The sequence below is a fragment of the Rhodococcus sp. NPDC047139 genome (assembly GCF_040643435.1).
Taxonomy (GTDB): Bacteria; Actinomycetota; Actinomycetes; order Mycobacteriales; family Mycobacteriaceae; genus Rhodococcus.
Window position 1 is genome coordinate 52,148 of the sequence record NZ_JBEYUH010000018.1, and the last position, 15,630, is coordinate 67,777.

The window sequence follows — 15,630 nt, forward strand, 5'->3', positions numbered from 1 at the left end:
GGGCCGGCTCGTGCGTTTCCCCGGTGTTCCTGCAGGGAACCCCAGGTCGTGTCCTGCAGGGGGTTTGCTCCGGGGAAGGGATCACGATGACTCGGATGGGTAAAAGCCGGAGAACCGGCCTCCTGCGCGTCAAGTCGGTGGAGCAGTCGATCCGCGACACCGACGATCCCGATTCGAGGTTGCGTAGGGATCTGACAGCCTGGGATCTCATCGTGTTCGGCGTCGCGGTCGTCGTCGGTGCCGGCATCTTCACCCTTACCGCCCGAACTGCAGGCAACGTAGCCGGGCCATCGGTATCGCTGGCCTTCGTCTTCGCCGCGATCGCGTGTGCGCTCGCGGCCCTGTGCTATGCGGAGTTCGCGTCGACCGTGCCCGTCGCCGGTAGTGCGTACACCTACTCGTTCGCGACATTCGGTGAGTTCGTCGCATGGATCATCGGGTGGGATCTCATCCTCGAGTTCGCCCTCGCGGCAGCGGTGGTCGCGAAGGGTTGGTCTCTCTACCTCGCCGAGGTCATGACCGTTTCCTCGAGTTTCATGATCGGATCGCTCAAGGTCGACTGGGGTGCGGTCCTGATCGTCGCGGCGATCGCCGTGTTGCTCGCAACGGGAACGAAGATTTCGTCCCGGGTGTCCTTGGTCATCACGTCCATCAAGGTTGCGGTAGTGGTGTTCGTGGTCGTGCTCGGCGCCTTCTACGTCAAGGCGGAGAACTTCGCTCCGTTCGTTCCACCCTCGGAATCCGGCGAGACCGGTGAGGGTTTGCACCAGTCGTTGTTCTCGTACGTCACCGGTGCGGGTGGCAGCACCTTCGGGTGGTACGGACTGCTGGCCGCGGCAAGCCTGGTGTTCTTCGCGTTCATCGGATTCGACGTCGTCGCCACGACGGCAGAGGAGACCCGGCATCCCCAGAAGGCGGTGCCCATCGGCATCCTCGGTTCACTGGCGATCGTGACGGTGTTGTACGTGGCCGTCAGTCTCGTGCTCACCGGCATGGTGAACTACACGGCCCTCGAAGGGGACGAGTCGACGCTCGCGACGGCGTTCGCGCTCAACGGTATGGACTGGGCGAAGAATCTGATCTCGATCGGTGCCCTCGCGGGTCTGACGACGGTGGTGATGGTGCTGATGCTCGGCCAGACCAGGGTGCTGTTCGCGATGGCACGCGACGGGCTCGTGCCGCGCAGACTCTCCCGCACGGGCACGCGAGGAACACCGGTGCGTACAACGGTCTTGGTGTCGGTGGTCGTTGCCCTGCTCGCCGGTCTCGTTCCGCTCGGCGCGCTCGAGGAGATGGTCAACATCGGCACGCTCTTCGCGTTCGTACTCGTGTCGATCGGCGTGATTGTCCTCCGCCGCACACGACCGGACCTCGAACGCGGGTTCCGGGCACCTTTGGTGCCACTGGTTCCGATCCTGTCGGTGCTCGCGTGCTTGTGGCTCATGGTGAACCTGTCCGTCGAGACGTGGATCCGGTTCGTGGTGTGGATGCTCATCGGCCTGCTCGTCTACTTCCTCTACGGCCGGAACCACTCGGTCCTCGCGAACCGGGGCCCGGCACGCACCGGATCGGAAACGTAGTCAGGGCACCTTCTCCGAGAGGAGAAAGTGCCCTGACGAGTTCTTCGCGAGTCGGGGTGGCGGGATTCGAACCCACGACCTCTTCGTCCCGAACGAAGCGCGCTACCAAGCTGCGCCACACCCCGTGATGAACCTCGGTCAGCTTACAGCACGTGCGCGCCGAAGTTTAAATCGGCTGGTCAGCGACGTGATCCCGCACTCTCCGTCTCATTGCCGCTGGCACGCTGCGCACTGTCGCGCGATGCCGGAACGAGGGTGAGCAGAGTGGCCTCCGGGCGGCAGAAGAACCGCGCGGGAGCGAAGGGCGAAGTGCCGATGCCCGCGGACACGTGCAGTCGCATGTGTGCGCCCCACCGCGACGCCCCCTTCACCCGAGACCGGTCGATTCCGCAGTTGGTCACCAGTGCGCCGTAGAAGGGCAGACACAGCTGACCCCCGTGTGTGTGACCGGCGAGAACGAGGTCGTATCCGTCCTCGGCGAAACGGTCCAGCACTCGCGGTTCGGGCGAGTGGGTCATACCCAGACGCAAGTCGGCGGACGGGTCGGCTGCGCCGGCGATCGTCTCGTACCTGTCGCGGTCGAGATGCGGGTCGTCCACCCCACCGACCGCGATGCGCACGCCGCCGATCTCGATGTCGCGGCGAACGTGCGTCATGTCCTGCCAACCACGTTCGGAGAAGGCAGCGCGCAGATCGCCCCACGGGAGCGGAGGGCCGTAGACGCGGTCGTGATTCTTGTCGAAGTAGGCGAGCGGGTTCTTCACCACCGGCGCGAAATAGTCGTTGCTTCCGAAGACGAACAGACCCGGACGGCCGAGGAGCCCGTCGAGTGCTTGGACTACGGCGGGCACGGCCTTCGGATGCGACAGGTTGTCGCCCGTGTTGACGACGAGATCGGGCTCGAGGCTGTCCAGTTCGCGCAACCAGTTCTGCTTGAGCTTCTGGTTGGGAGTCATGTGCAGATCGCTGATATGCAGGACCCGCAGTGTCGACGCGCCCGGTGCGAGGACCGGAACCGTGACCTCGCGAAGAGTGAACGCGTTCCGTTCGATCAGCGTGGCGTAGCCGAGGCCGAGGGCGGCGGCGCCGGCAGCGCCGAGGGATGCGCGGCGAAGTGAAGACAGGTCAGGCACTTCTTCAGCCTACCGCCGCGCGTGGTCCCCGCACGTGGTTCGCCTGCTCCGCGTAGCGTTTCCCGCATGACCGACACCACACCCTCCCTCGAATCCCGGCTGCGCACCGACCTGACGGCAGCGATGAAAGACAAGGACAAGCTGCGCACCGAGACGCTCCGAATGCTGTTGGCCGCGGTCCGGAACGAGGCGGTCGCGGGTAAGCAGGCGCGGGAACTCTCGGACGACGAAGTGCTGAAGGTCCTCGCACGCGAATCGAAGAAGCGTGGTGAGGCGGCCGAGGTCTACACCGAGAACGGCCGCGGTGAACTTGCGGCGAAGGAGCACGCCGAGGCGCGGATCATCGACGAATACCTCCCCACGCCGCTGACCGACGCCGAACTCGTCGATGTCGTGGACACGGCGCTCGCGCGCGTCGCGGAGGAAATCGGAACCCGCCCGGGCCCCAAGAACATGGGCCAGGTGATGAAGGCGGCTACCGAGATCGCAGCAGGAAAGGTCGACGGTAAGCGGCTGTCGACCGCGGTTCGTTCACGTCTCTGACATCGGAACGCCGCCGGCTCAGTTGTCCGGACGACTCGGCGTCGTGGTGGGCGTGGAGTCCTCGTCCGCCGGAGGGTTCGACTCGGTCTGCGCCGGCTCACGGCCCGGGAGCGGCGCGGGTGTCGACCGTCGGGTGGTGTCGGGGACTTCGCGATCTCTCGGGCGCGCCGGGGTGCCGCTCGTGGTGGGAGCCACTCGTACCGACCCGTCGCTGATGAACAACGTGACCGTCGAACCGGGCACTGCCGATCCGCTCGGTGACGTGCCGGTCACTGTTCCTGCACGTTCCTCACCGGCGATGGTCGCCTCCGATACCGAGAATCCGGCGTCCCGCAGTCGCTGCGTCGCGCGGTCCTTCGACAGCCCGGTGACGTCCGGAACCTGGGCGTTGCCTGCGCCGCGGACGTATCGGGGATCGGGAGCGGGAAGCTCGACGGGGCCGAACTTGTTGGCGACGGGCAGCATGGCCGAGAACCAGGTACGCGCAGGTTCGGTACCGCCGAAGAGGTTGCCGTCGTAACAGGGGCGAACAGGACCGGAGCAGATCTGGCCCGGGGTCGGGGAGTCACCATAGGTGTAGACGACCCCGGCGTACCGGTTGGTGTATCCGAGGAACGCCGACGACATGTGCGACTCGGTGGTACCGGTCTTCGCGGCCACCGGCAGATTCCAGCCCACCGAACCTGCGGCACCGGCCGCGGTACCCCCGGCGGAGGTGTCCTTGCTCATGGCCGTCGTGAGGGTATCGGCGAGACCGGGCTCGACCACCTGTTCACAGGCCTGTTGCGTGATCGGCACGGGCTTGCCCTCACGGTCGAACACTCCCTCGATCGGGGTGGGCGGGCACCACTTGCCGTGCGACGCGAGCGTCGCCGCGACATTCGACAATTCGAGCGCGTTGATCCAGGTCGGGCCGAGAGTGTACGAGCCGAGGTGCTGCTGCTTCTGCATCTCGGCCATCGACTGGTCACCGAAGCCGGAGGTCCGGGGTTGCAGATACGACCGCAGCCCCAGGCGCACCGACATGTCGACGACCGCGTCGACGCCGGTGGCCTCGATGAGCTTGACGAACGCCGTGTTCGGCGACTGTGCCAGCGCGTCGGTCACCGACAGTCGTGAGGGGTACGGTGCGGCGTTCTCGACGCAGTAGTAGTTGGCCGGGCAGCCGCGGGCACCACCGTCGCCGAGGCCCCGGGCGTCGTAGCGGGACGGGACGTCGAGCACGGCCGAGGTACCCAGACCCTGCTCCATCGCAGCCGCGACGGTGAACACCTTGAAGATCGACCCCGCGCCGTGACCGGCCAGCGAATAGGGCTGGGGCTGGACCGTCTCCTTGGCGTCGGCGTCGAGCCCGAACTTGCGGCTCGATCCCATGGCGAGCACCTTGTGCGAATCCTGGCCCGGTTCGATCACGTTCATCACCGAGGCCACGTCGTCGACGGTGGGGCTCGTGAACTTGTCGAGGGAGGACTTCACGGAATCCTGGACTTCGGGGTCGAGGGTGGTGCGGATGAGATATCCGCCCCGGTCGATCTGTTCGCGGGACAGCCCGGCGTTCTCGAGATACTGCAGGGCGTACTCACAGAAGTAGCCCCGGTCGTCGGCCGCGATGCATCCGCGGGGGAGCGTGTTCGGTTCGGGAAGCACGCCGAGCGGCAGATCCTTCGCGGCACGGATCTCGTCCGCACGCTCGGGGATGTTCTGGATCATCGTGTCCAGTACGACGTTGCGACGGGCGAGAACGCCGTCGGGATTCGTGTACGGGTTCAGTGCCGAGCTCGACTGCACCATGCCCGCGAGCATCGCGGACTGTGGAATGTTCAGGTCCTTCGCGTCGATGCCGAAGTAGGTCCGGGCGGCGTCCTGGATGCCGAACGAGCCGTTGCCGAAGGGGACGAGGTTGAGATAGCGGGTGAGGATCTCGTCCTTGGTGAGCTGGTCGTCCAGAGTCAGCGCCATCCGGATCTCGCGGATCTTGCGGGCAGGCGTCGTCTCGATCGCGGCGCGACGTTCGGCGTCGGTCTTCGCGATGACGTGCAGGAGATAGTTCTTGACGTACTGCTGGTCGATCGTGGACGCGCCCTGCTCGACCTGGCCGCTCGTGGTGTTGGTGAGGAACGCGCGGATGGTGCCCTGCCAGTCGACGCCCTCGTGCTCGGGGAAGCGCTTGTCCTCGATCGAGACGATCGCGAGTTTCATCTCGTTGGAGATCTGATCGCTCGGCACCTCGAAGCGCCGCTGGTCGTAGAGCCACGCAATGGGTTCGCCCGACTTGTCGACCATGGTGGTCACGGCCGGGACCACCCCTTCGACGAGCTCGGCGGAACTGTTGTCGACGGTGTCCGCGGCTCGGTTCGAGACGTACCCGAATCCACCTGCGGCAGGGAAGAGCATTCCTGCTACAAGAACGCCGCCGAGGGCCGTGCAACCTGCGAGCTTCGCCACCGTTCTTCGGATCGACACGCCTACACAGTACGTGCCGGGGTGTCGGCCGGACGTGTGCAGGGAGTGGGCGTGGCTCGCCACGCACTGCGAAAAAGCCTCCGACGTGGCACTTTGTACGTACGTACCAGAAAAGGTTTCGTTCGCCTTGCGCGTGGGCACTAGTTTACCTAGATTGAGACACTAGTGTGACGCAGATAACACCTTAACGGGCAGGTTGCGCCGTCGCGGCACACGGACGGCGCAGACCTCGAACACCGCGAACCGGCGTTCGGAAAGTAAAGGGGCAACTGAATGCACATGACCACCCCGACGACCCGACTCGACGTCGACCAGGCCGAAGCGCGCATCGCTTGGGTCTCCAAGGCTCGCTGCCGCGAAGTCGATCCCGATGAACTGTTCGTGCGTGGCGCAGCGCAGCGCAAGGCTGCGGTCATCTGCCGGCACTGCCCGGTGATGCTCCAGTGTGGGGCGGACGCCCTCGACAATCGTGTCGAGTTCGGTGTGTGGGGAGGCATGACGGAGCGGCAGCGTCGTGCACTTCTCAAGCAGCATCCCGAAGTCGAGTCCTGGGCCGACTTCTTCCAGGCTCAGCGGCAGCACCAGAGCGCGGTCTAGTTACCGCCTCACTGGTACGAACGCCGAGATATGACCCGCGAGACCTCAAGCCTCGCGGGTCAATTGCTCGCCTACTGCCCGCAGCGCCTCCAGATCGGAGACCTCGAAGGGCAACGACGGAACCCCCACGACGGGGACGGCGGGATGCGCTGCGGTGAAGTTGCGTAGCAACCTCAGTTCCCGCTTGGCGATCACGGCGCGGTGCGCATGGATGCGGAGAACGGCCTCAGCGGCTTGCGCGTCGACGTCGCTCTCCGCAGCGAGCTGATCTGCTGCGGCGAGTGCATGATCGGACGGTAGCGCCGACAAGGTGGGATGTGTGCGGTTGAGCACCAGGCCCGAGAGCGGCATACGGTCACCGGACAGTCGCTCGACGAAGAACGACGCTTCACGCAGTGCGTCGGGTTCGGGTGCCGCGACCACCATGAAGTGCGTGCCAGGTTGCTGGAGCAACTGGTACGTGCGGTTGGCGCGTTCGCGGAAGCCGCCGAACATCGAGTCCAGCGACTGCACGAAGGACGACGCGTCGGAGAGCATCTGGCTTCCGACAATGGTCGAGACGGCTTTGAGTGCCAGCCCCATCGCGCCTGTCACCAGACGGCCGAAGCCCCTCCCGGGTGCCGTGAAGATCCGGATCATCCGCCCGTCCAGGAACGCCCCGAGCCGTTGAGGCGCATCGAGGAAGTCGAGCGCGTTCCGGGAGGGTGGAGTGTCGACGACGATCAGGTCCCACTCGTCGCTCTGTGCGAGCTGCCCGAGCTTTTCCATCGCCATGTACTCCTGTGTGCCGGAGAACGACGACGCCACGGTCTGATAGAACTGGTTCTCCAGAATCTGCTGTGCCTTCTCGGACGTCGAGTGTTCGAGCACCATGTCGTCGAAGGTGCGACGCATGTTGAGCATCATCGCGTGCAGTTCGCCCTTCGCCTCCGGCCCGAGTTCCACCTTCTGCGGCGAATTGTCGAGCGAGGCGACTCCGAGGGCCTGCGCCAGCCGTCGCGCCGGATCGATCGTGAGCACCACGACGCTGCGGCCCCGCTCCGCTGCTCGCAGTGCCAGCGCCGCTGCGGTCGTCGTCTTGCCGACGCCACCCGAACCGCAGCACACGATCACCCGGGACGAGCGGTCCTCGAGGATGCGGTTCACGTCGAGGGCGTTCCGGGGCTGTGCGCTCATCGGACCCCCTGCTCAGCGAGAGCGTCGGCGAGTTCGTAGACACCACCGAGATCGACGCCGTCGGCAAGAGCCGGTAGGGACATGCGTGCCACCTTCACTTCGTCGAGTTGAGCAGCGCTGACCTGCTGCGCCTGGAGGACCGCAGCGTGCTCGATGGTCTCGGTGAGCAGGCCTGCGAAATCGTCGTCGGACAGTTTCAGGGACACCCGCTCCAAGGTCGCGCGGATCGACGGGCCGGCGATACGGCCGGCCGCGACGTCGTCGACGAGTTCCTCGGGCAGATGTTCGGGGGCCGTCCGGTTGACAATGATCGTCCCCAGACGGAGATCTGCGGCTTCGAGTTCTGTCACCGCGTCGGCCGTCTCCTGCACGGGCAGTGCTTCGAGCAGGGTAACGAGGTGGACCACCGTCTGATCGGAGTGCAGCAGCCGAACCACGCCTTCGCTCTGGGACCGGATCGGACCGGACTTCGCGATATCGGCCATGGCCTTGGTGACGTCGAGGAAGCTTCCGATTCGGCCGGTGGGAGGTGAATCGACCACCACCGCGTCGTAGGCCGGTGCACCCGATGCATCGGTCCGCACCACGGTCTCCTTGATCTTGCCGGTCATGATCACGTCGCGAAGCCCGGGCGCGAGAGTGGTCACGAACTCGATCGCTCCCATGCGCCGCATCGCGCGACCGGCGAAGCCGAGGTTGTAGAACATGTCCAGGTACTCGAGGAAAGCGGCCTCGATGTCGATGGCGAGGGCCGATACCTGCCCGCCGCCCGGGGCGGAAGCGATCTTCGTCTCGACCGGGGGAAGCGGCGGCACGTCGAACAACTGGGCGATGCCCTGACGCCCCTCTGTCTCTACCAGCAGCACTTTGCGACCTCCGGCGGCGAGCGCCAGGGCGAGGGCTGCGGCCACGGTGGACTTCCCGGTGCCGCCCTTACCGGACACGAAGTGCAGTCGCGCCTGGGCGGCGCAGGCCGGCCACTCGCCGGAATGTGATGTCGGAGATGCCACGATCACGAGCCTATAAGTCGTGGAGCGTGAGTGGTGCCGGATAGGGTCAGGACATGAGTGAAACGACCACATGGGAATACGCGACCGTGCCGCTGCTCACGCACGCGACCAAGCAGATCCTCGACCAGTGGGGTGCCGACGGATGGGAACTCGTCACCGTCCTTCCGGGCCCGACCGGTGAGCAGCACGTCGCGTACCTCAAGCGTCCGAAGGGCTGATCCGTGGCACACAAGACCTGGAGCAACCGCCTGACCGAACTCGGCATCACCTTGCCACCCGTCGCCGCGCCGGTGGCGGCCTACGTGCCCGCCGTCCGCAACGGTGATGTGGTGTACACCTCCGGGCAGCTGCCGCTGGTGGGCGGGACGCTGACCCATACCGGCAAGGTCGGGGCCGAGGTGTCGGCGGAGGAAGCGAAGACCGCTGCTCGTACCGCCGCGCTCAACGCGCTCGCCGCCGTCGACGGCATCGTCGGGCTCGACAACATCGCGAGCATCGTGAAGGTGGTCGGCTATGTCGCTTCCGCCGAGGGATTCACCGGGCAGCCCGGTGTGATCAACGGAGCATCGGAACTGCTCGGCGAGATCTTCGGCGACGTCGGAGCCCATGCGCGATCGGCCGTCGGTGTCGCGGAACTGCCTCTCGGTGCGCCCGTAGAGGTCGAACTGATCGTGGAAGTACGCTGACGCCACCCTCGTGAGTGAGGGCGGATCCCGACGAATTCCGTACGAGAGGCGAGAGAGATGGCGCTGGTTCACCCCGCCTACGCGCAGCTGCGACAGGTCACCGAGAACGCTGCGGTGATCCTGGCGGAGAATCCCTCGATCATGTCTCTCGAGGGGACGAACACGTGGATCCTTCGCGCGCCCGGGAGCGACGAATGCGTGGTCGTCGATCCGGGGCCGCTCGACGAAGGGCATCTCGCACGGGTCGCACAGGTACCGGTGGCGGCGACCCTGATCAGTCACCGGCACTACGACCACACCGAGGGTGCCGAGCGATTCTCCGAACTGGCCGGCTGCCCGGTGCACGCCCGGGCAGCCGAGCATCGGCACGGCGGCGGAGAACAACTGTCCGACGGCGACGTCGTCGAGGCGGCAGGACTGCGCATCCGGGTCGTCGCGACCCCCGGCCACACCGCCGATTCCCTCTCGTTCGTGATCGAGGAGGACCGCAGCGTGCTCACCGCCGACACCATCCTCGGTCGAGGCACGACCGTCCTCGACGATTCGGACGGCGACCTGGGCGACTACCTGACGTCTCTGCGGACGCTCATCTCGCTCGGTGACGGGTACACGGTCCTGCCGGGCCACGGACCCGAGCTGCCCGACCTCGAAACGATCGCGCGGGAGTACCTCGCGCATCGTGAGGGCAGACTCGAGCAGGTTCGCGGTGCGCTGCGGGTTCTCGGGTCCGAAGCCTCGGCGCGCCGAGTCGTCGAGCACGTCTACGCCGACGTCGACCGGTCGCTGTGGGGCGCGGCCGAGAAGTCCGTCAACGTGCAACTGGAGTACCTGCGCAGCCACGGCTGAGAAGCCAGGAGTACACGAAAGGCCGGGACGCGACGAAGCGTCCCGGCCTTTTCGTTCGTCGAGGCGTCAGCGGGCGCGACGCGCGAGCCGCTCCGAATCGGAGATCAGCACGCTCTTGCCTTCGAGGCGCAGCCAGCCGCGGTGCGCGAAGTCGGCGAGCGCCTTGTTGACGGTCTCGCGGGACGCGCCGACGAGCTGCGCGATCTCTTCCTGCGTCAGGTCGTGCGTCACCCGAAGTGCACCGGCCTCCTGCGTGCCGAAGCGCTGGGCGAGCTGCAGCAGTGCCTTGGCGACACGACCCGGGACGTCGGTGAAGATCAGGTCGGCGAGGCTGTTGTTGGTGCGACGCAGACGACGGGCGAGCACGCGGAGAAGCTGCTCGGCGATCTCGGGGCGCTGGTCGATCCACGCCTTGAGTGCGTCGCGGTCCATGCTCACGGCACGCACTTCGGTCACGGTGGTGGCGGTCGACGTGCGCGGACCCGGGTCGAAGATCGACAGCTCACCGAACATGTCGGAGGGGCCCATGATCGTCAGAAGGTTCTCGCGGCCGTCGGGCGAACGACGCCCGAGTTTCACCTTGCCGGAGACGATGATGTACAGCCGGTCGCCGGGCTCACCCTCGTTGAAGATGACATGGCCGCGCGGGAAATCTACAGGCTGAAGCTCTTTGATCAGCGCCGCAACCGCCGAGGGCTCGACTCCTTGGAAGATGCCTGCTCTGGCCAGGACCTCGTCCACGTGCGCTCCTTTTGGGAAAGATTTCGTCATCTACTGCAGGGTCTGCACGTCGACGGATATCCCGGGCAGGTCCATCAGTCAGCCGTACAAGCGTCCAGTCTACTGTGCGCGCTGCAGGCATGAGTGACCGATACCACGGAAACCGTCGACGAACCGGTCGGGGTACTTCCGAGGCTACCTGCAGGTAGCCGGTCAGCTCGCGCGGCGGGCGCGTAGTTCGCGGTCGGAATCGTCCGATCTGCCGGCACCCGATCCGCGGCGCCGACGGCGCTGGAAGCGGGCAAGGGCTCCGGGGAAGCCTTCACGAGCGAGTGCCGCAACGTCGGCCTGATCCGCTTTGTCGAGGAATTCCTCCACTTCCTGTTCGCGGACCGACAGCCGACTCAAGCGCGCTTCGACACGTTCCATGGACAGTGCGAACAACATCAGCAGCACCGGGAAGAGCACCACAGCAAGAGCTTGCATACCGGGAAGTAAACACCTGCAAGGTCTCGGAAGTGACACGGGGCCGGATCCTGGGGAGAGTGTTTACGTAGAGTGGATCAGGTGCATGCGACCCAGTCCGAGAGCCCCGAGACGGCCCCGCGCCGAGTGAACGGAAAGGCTCGCGGATCCGAGTCGCGTCTCGCGCTCGTACGTCGTGCACGCCGGATGAACCGTCGCCTTGCCGAGGCGTTTCCGCACGTCTACTGCGAATTGGACTTCACCACTCCGCTCGAGCTCGCGGTCGCCACGATTCTGTCGGCGCAGTGCACGGATGTGCGGGTCAACCAAGTGACTCCCGCTCTGTTCGCCCGATATCCGGACGCCCGTGCATACGCCGAGGCCGACCGCACCGAGCTCGAGGAGTACATCCGCTCGACGGGCTTCTACCGCAACAAGGCCAACGCGTTGATCGGCCTCGGACAGGCATTGCTCGAGCGCTTCGACGGGGAGGTCCCCGCCCGCCTGGAGGATCTGGTCGCGCTGCCCGGGATCGGACGCAAGACCGCGAACGTCATTCTCGGCAACGCCTTCGATGTGCCGGGGATCACCGTCGACACGCATTTCCAGCGGCTCGTGCGGCGCTGGGCATGGACCGAGGAGACCGATCCGGTCAAGATCGAACACGCCGTGGGTGCGCTCATCGAACGCAAGGAGTGGACGCTGCTGTCCCATCGCGTGATCTTCCACGGCCGGCGGGTGTGCCATGCGCGCAAGCCCGCATGCGGGGTGTGCGTGCTGGCGAAGGACTGTCCGTCCTACGGGACCGGGCCGACCGATCCGCATACCGCGGCCGCGCTGGTGAAGGGACCGGAGACCGAGCACCTGCTCGAGTTGGCCGGGCGGTGACGGAGTGCGCCCTTCCTCGGCAGGCCGTTGGAGCCTGGCAGCACTCGTCGTCGTCATAGCGTTGATCGTGGCGATCTGGCCGCGCGATCGTGGCGATACTCCGTCCCTCAACGCGTCGGGTCCCATGACACCATCGACCGCGCCCATGGACCGGCGTCCTCAGGACCACCCGGAGGCACTCGCCCCACTGAGGGAGATCGCCGCCCTGGATTCGTGTCCGCAGCCGGACACATCGGCGACTCTTCCTGCGGGTCCGCTCGCCGGACTGGTCTTCGAGTGTGTCGGCGACGGATCCTCCGTGGACCTCGCAGCCGCTCTGGCCGGAAAACCCGCCGTGGTCAACCTGTGGGCCTGGTGGTGCGCGCCGTGTGCCGAAGAACTGCCCGTGCTCGAGGACTATGCGGCCCGGGCCGGCGGAGCGGTCGACGTCGTGACCGTCCACACCGACCCCAACGAGGCGAACGCGCTCGGCAAGCTCGCGGACTACGGTGTGCGGCTGCCGGGGGTCCAGGACGGTTCGGGGCGCGTGCAGGCTGCGGTCGGTGCGCCTGCGGTCCTTCCCGTGACGGTGCTGCTCCGCGCGGACGGTTCGGTCGCCGCGGTGCTTCCGATTCCGTTCCGGTCCGCAGACGAGGTCGCCGCAGTCGTCGAAGAACATCTGGGAGTGGTCACGTGATCCCCGAATGGCTCCGGCGTGTCGCCTCGGTGTCCCCGGCCGACCCTCACGGACTCAATCCGATCCTGAACCGCCGTGCCCCCCACGACGCGCGGGTTCGGCAGGCATCGGTCCTGGTGTTGTTCGGCGGGTCGCCGACTGCCGACCCCATGGCTCGCGGCGGACTCCCCGCCGATGCCGACGTGCTGTTGACCCAGCGCGCCGCGACTCTGCGCCAGCACAGCGGGCAGGTGGCGTTCCCCGGAGGTGCCGCCGACCCGGAGGACTACGGAGCTATCCACACCGCTCTGCGCGAGGCGCAGGAGGAGACGGGCCTGGATCCTTCCGGCATCCGGCCGCTGGCGGTGCTTCCCGAACTGTTCATTCCGCCTTCCGGCTTCGACGTGACACCCGTGGTCGCCTATTGGGAGACCCCGAGTCCCATAGGTGTGGTCGATCCGCAGGAGGCGACCCGCGTGGTCCGGGTATCGCTGCACGAGTTGCTCGACCCGGACAACCGCTTCCAGGTGCGGCACCGGCTGGGCTATCAGGGCCCGGCCTTCCAGGTGGACGGGATGTTGGTCTGGGGATTCACTGCGGGCGTGCTCGCGGGTCTGTTCGCGGTGTCCGGGTGGGAGATCGAGTGGAATCATCACGATGTCCGTGATCTCGAAGTCGTGCTTGCCGAACTGGAGACGGGGGTTGTCGAATCATGACCGGATCGAGTTGGATCGATCTGATCATCGTGGTGATCGTCCTGATCGCTGCGTCCTCCGGGCTCCGGCAGGGCGCTGTCGCATCGGCGTTGGCCTTCCTCGGTGTGCTGCTCGGTGCCGTCGCCGGCATCCTCATCGCTCCGCATGTGCTCATCCATGTGGAGGACACGCGCCTGCGCATCCTGGCCGGAATCGCGCTGATCGTGGTGCTCGTCGTGATCGGCGAGGTGGCGGGCATGGTCCTCGGACGTGCCGCGCGCAGCGGCATCCACAGTCCGGGTGCCCGAGCGGCGGACAGCATCGTCGGAGCCGGCCTGCAGGCGGTCGCCGTGCTCGTCGCCGCGTGGTTGCTCGCCATTCCGTTGACCGCCACGACCCAGCCCGCCGTCTCCGCTGCGGTCCGCGGCTCTCAGGTGCTCGGAACAGTCGACGATCTGGCTCCGGACTGGATGCGTGCGATCCCGAACGAGTTCTCTGCGCTGCTCGACACGTCGGGTCTGCCGGAGGTGATCGGGCCGTTCGGTCGGACGCCGATCGCCGAGGTGGAAGCGCCCGATGGTGCGCTCCTCGAAGGATCGGTGCCGGCCCGCCTGCACCCGAGCGTGCTCCGCATCAACGGCATCGCCCCGAGCTGTCAGAAGGCGCTCGAAGGGTCCGGCTTCGTCGTGGCACCCGAACGGGTGATGACGAACGCTCACGTCGTGGCCGGAACCGCAGCGGTGACCGTCGATACGGCTCGGGGCCCTCTCGACGCGACCGTCGTGCTGTTCGACCCTGAAGTGGATGTCGCGATTCTCTCGGTGCCGGGGTTGACGGCTGCGCCGCTGAGCTTCGCGCCGCAGCCCGCCGAGCCGGGTGACGACGCGATCGTCCTCGGTTATCCGGGCGGAGGCCCGTTCACGGCCAGTGCGGCGCGGATTCGTGAGACGCTCGACCTGCAGGGGCCGGACATCTACCGCGGCGGCACTGTCGAACGCGAGGTGTACACGGTGCGCGGCATGATCCGGCAGGGCAACTCGGGAGGTCCGCTGGTCGACCCGTACGGGAACGTTCTCGGGATGGTCTTCGGGGCAGCTGTCGACGACACCGACACCGGCTTCGTGCTCACCGCCGCCGAAGTGAGCCGACAGTTGGCGATGGACGGCGGGAACCTGCCGGTGGCGACCGGCGCCTGCATCGTCTGACCCGCTCGAGCGAGTGTGCGGTTCAGGCGACCTCACGCACGAAGTCGGCGAGCAGTGCCGTTACCGCCTCGGGTTTTTCCTGGTGGGGGTAATGCCCGGCGCCGTCGACGAATTTCAGGATCCGGCCGGGCGCATGGCTGACGCACCGGCGCAGTGTCGCAGCGATCACGTAGGGATCGAGCGCGCCGTGCAACTGCAGGATCGGCAGTGTGAGTTCGACGTCCATGGCTTTCATGAATCGCCGCCCGTCGGGACGCCACTGGCTGCGGAACGCCCACCGCTGGTATTCGAGGGTCAGGTGTGCCGTGCCCGGGATGCGGATCGCGGTGCGCAGCCGTTCGACGACCTCGGCGAACTCGTCGCTCTGCTGCCAGTCGGCCCCGCTCCGGAGTCGCAGCAGTCGTTCGATCTCGCAGCCGTTGTTCCGCGTCAGTCGGCGTTCGGGGCGCCACGGCAGCTGGTAGGCGAGGAAGGTCGGCAGCAGGGCCTTGCGCTGCGCATGGTCTCGCAACGTCGCATCGCGCAGTGAGATCGGATGCGGGGAGTCGACCACTGCGATCGCCCGCACGAGCTTGGGGTGGAGCACCGCGGTCGCCCAGCACACGAGGCCGCCGTCCGCGTGTCCGACGAGGATCGCCTCGGTGTGGCCGAGCGCGCGGATCAGGCCTGCGACATCGTTCGAGAGCGTCCATCCGTCGTAACCGCGCGGTGGCTTGTCGGTGTCGCCGTAACCGCGCAGATCCACCGCGACGGCCCGGTAACCGAGCTCGGCGAAAGCCGTGAGCTGGTGTCGCCACGACCACCACAGGTCGGCGAAGCCGTGCACGAACACCACCAGGGGTGTTCCCGGATCCTGAGGCCCGGCTTCCACGGCGTGGAACCGGATGCCGTTGGCATGGATGTCCAGATGCGTCCACGGGCCGGGATACCGGACCGTGGACGGGTCGGGGAGGGGCACTGACGGTCCG

General features: G+C 66.7%; 17 protein-coding genes and 1 tRNA gene. 10 read left to right on the forward strand and 8 right to left on the reverse strand.

Annotated elements, in window-relative coordinates; genetic code table 11:
• Window positions 1-95 precede the first annotated feature (95 nt).
• Complete coding sequence (locus tag ABZ789_RS19565) at window positions 96-1,580, forward strand: amino acid permease (RefSeq protein ID WP_358427216.1); 1,485 nt, start codon at window positions 96-98, stop codon at window positions 1,578-1,580.
• 51 nt (window positions 1,581-1,631) lie between these two features.
• On the opposite strand, the gene ABZ789_RS19570 is transcribed toward ABZ789_RS19565, so the two are convergent.
• Together ABZ789_RS19570 and ABZ789_RS19575 are read right to left on the reverse strand one after the other, a co-directional pair.
• Window positions 1,632-1,705, reverse strand: a tRNA-Pro gene (locus ABZ789_RS19570).
• A 54-nt stretch (window positions 1,706-1,759) separates the two neighbouring features.
• Window positions 1,760-2,713, reverse strand: a complete 954-nt coding sequence (locus ABZ789_RS19575) for a metallophosphoesterase (RefSeq protein ID WP_358427219.1) — start codon at window positions 2,711-2,713, stop codon at window positions 1,760-1,762.
• A 66-nt stretch (window positions 2,714-2,779) separates the two neighbouring features.
• Between ABZ789_RS19575 and ABZ789_RS19580 the strand changes: the two genes are divergently transcribed.
• Window positions 2,780-3,256: a GatB/YqeY domain-containing protein gene (locus tag ABZ789_RS19580; protein WP_358427222.1), complete on the forward strand. Its 477-nt coding sequence runs from the start codon at window positions 2,780-2,782 to the stop codon at window positions 3,254-3,256.
• A gap of 18 nt (window positions 3,257-3,274) precedes the next feature.
• Here ABZ789_RS19580 and ABZ789_RS19585 read toward each other — a convergent pair whose 3' ends face one another.
• Window positions 3,275-5,701, reverse strand: coding sequence for a transglycosylase domain-containing protein (locus ABZ789_RS19585; RefSeq protein ID WP_358427325.1), 2,427 nt, complete (start codon window positions 5,699-5,701; stop codon window positions 3,275-3,277).
• Window positions 5,702-5,992: 291 nt separating this feature from the next.
• Between ABZ789_RS19585 and ABZ789_RS19590 the strand changes: the two genes are divergently transcribed.
• Complete coding sequence (locus ABZ789_RS19590; protein WP_358427225.1) at window positions 5,993-6,316, forward strand: WhiB family transcriptional regulator; 324 nt, start codon at window positions 5,993-5,995, stop codon at window positions 6,314-6,316.
• 45 nt (window positions 6,317-6,361) lie between these two features.
• Here the strand turns inward: ABZ789_RS19590 and ABZ789_RS19595 are convergent, their stop codons facing one another.
• Together ABZ789_RS19595 and ABZ789_RS19600 are read right to left on the reverse strand one after the other, a co-directional pair.
• On the reverse strand, window positions 6,362-7,492 hold the full coding sequence (locus ABZ789_RS19595) for an ArsA family ATPase (protein WP_358427228.1): 1,131 nt from the start codon (window positions 7,490-7,492) through the stop codon (window positions 6,362-6,364).
• Window positions 7,489-8,502, reverse strand: a complete 1,014-nt coding sequence (locus ABZ789_RS19600; protein ID WP_358427231.1) for an ArsA-related P-loop ATPase — start codon at window positions 8,500-8,502, stop codon at window positions 7,489-7,491. Before ABZ789_RS19600 ends, ABZ789_RS19595 begins: the two co-directional genes overlap by 4 nt.
• A gap of 53 nt (window positions 8,503-8,555) precedes the next feature.
• On the opposite strand from ABZ789_RS19600, the gene ABZ789_RS19605 reads away from it, so the two are divergent.
• From ABZ789_RS19605 to ABZ789_RS19615, 3 genes are read left to right on the forward strand one after another with little or no spacing between them, the layout of a single operon-like run.
• Complete coding sequence (locus ABZ789_RS19605) at window positions 8,556-8,720, forward strand: DUF4177 domain-containing protein (protein ID WP_006552429.1); 165 nt, start codon at window positions 8,556-8,558, stop codon at window positions 8,718-8,720.
• Window positions 8,721-8,723: 3 nt separating this feature from the next.
• Window positions 8,724-9,188: a RidA family protein gene (locus tag ABZ789_RS19610; RefSeq protein WP_358427234.1), complete on the forward strand. Its 465-nt coding sequence runs from the start codon at window positions 8,724-8,726 to the stop codon at window positions 9,186-9,188.
• A 57-nt stretch (window positions 9,189-9,245) separates the two neighbouring features.
• A complete protein-coding gene (locus ABZ789_RS19615) occupies window positions 9,246-10,034 on the forward strand; it encodes an MBL fold metallo-hydrolase (protein ID WP_358427237.1) in 789 nt (262 codons plus the stop codon).
• A gap of 66 nt (window positions 10,035-10,100) precedes the next feature.
• Here the strand turns inward: ABZ789_RS19615 and ABZ789_RS19620 are convergent, their stop codons facing one another.
• Both ABZ789_RS19620 and ABZ789_RS19625 read right to left on the reverse strand, forming a co-directional pair.
• Window positions 10,101-10,775 carry a Crp/Fnr family transcriptional regulator gene (locus ABZ789_RS19620; protein WP_006552426.1) on the reverse strand — a complete coding sequence of 225 codons (675 nt, stop codon included), beginning with the start codon at window positions 10,773-10,775 and terminating at the stop codon, window positions 10,101-10,103.
• A 192-nt stretch (window positions 10,776-10,967) separates the two neighbouring features.
• Window positions 10,968-11,240 (reverse strand): hypothetical protein, encoded by a 273-nt coding sequence (locus tag ABZ789_RS19625; protein WP_358427240.1) that lies wholly within the window; start codon window positions 11,238-11,240, stop codon window positions 10,968-10,970.
• Between the two features lie 72 nt (window positions 11,241-11,312).
• On the opposite strand from ABZ789_RS19625, the gene nth reads away from it, so the two are divergent.
• Genes nth through marP form a run of 4 tightly spaced genes read left to right on the forward strand, consistent with a single transcriptional unit; the run spans window position 11,313 to window position 14,662 of the window.
• Window positions 11,313-12,107, forward strand: a complete 795-nt coding sequence (gene nth / locus ABZ789_RS19630) for an endonuclease III (protein ID WP_358427243.1) — start codon at window positions 11,313-11,315, stop codon at window positions 12,105-12,107.
• A gap of 4 nt (window positions 12,108-12,111) precedes the next feature.
• A complete protein-coding gene (locus ABZ789_RS19635; RefSeq protein ID WP_358427246.1) occupies window positions 12,112-12,783 on the forward strand; it encodes a TlpA disulfide reductase family protein in 672 nt (223 codons plus the stop codon).
• Window positions 12,780-13,478 (forward strand): CoA pyrophosphatase, encoded by a 699-nt coding sequence (locus ABZ789_RS19640; RefSeq protein WP_358427249.1) that lies wholly within the window; start codon window positions 12,780-12,782, stop codon window positions 13,476-13,478. Before ABZ789_RS19635 ends, ABZ789_RS19640 begins: the two co-directional genes overlap by 4 nt.
• Window positions 13,475-14,662, forward strand: coding sequence for an acid resistance serine protease MarP (gene marP, locus ABZ789_RS19645; RefSeq protein WP_358427252.1), 1,188 nt, complete (start codon window positions 13,475-13,477; stop codon window positions 14,660-14,662). Before ABZ789_RS19640 ends, marP begins: the two co-directional genes overlap by 4 nt.
• Before the next feature lie 22 nt (window positions 14,663-14,684).
• Here the strand turns inward: marP and ABZ789_RS19650 are convergent, their stop codons facing one another.
• Window positions 14,685-15,620 carry an alpha/beta hydrolase gene (locus ABZ789_RS19650; RefSeq protein ID WP_358427255.1) on the reverse strand — a complete coding sequence of 312 codons (936 nt, stop codon included), beginning with the start codon at window positions 15,618-15,620 and terminating at the stop codon, window positions 14,685-14,687.
• Window positions 15,621-15,630: the final 10 nt, after the last annotated feature.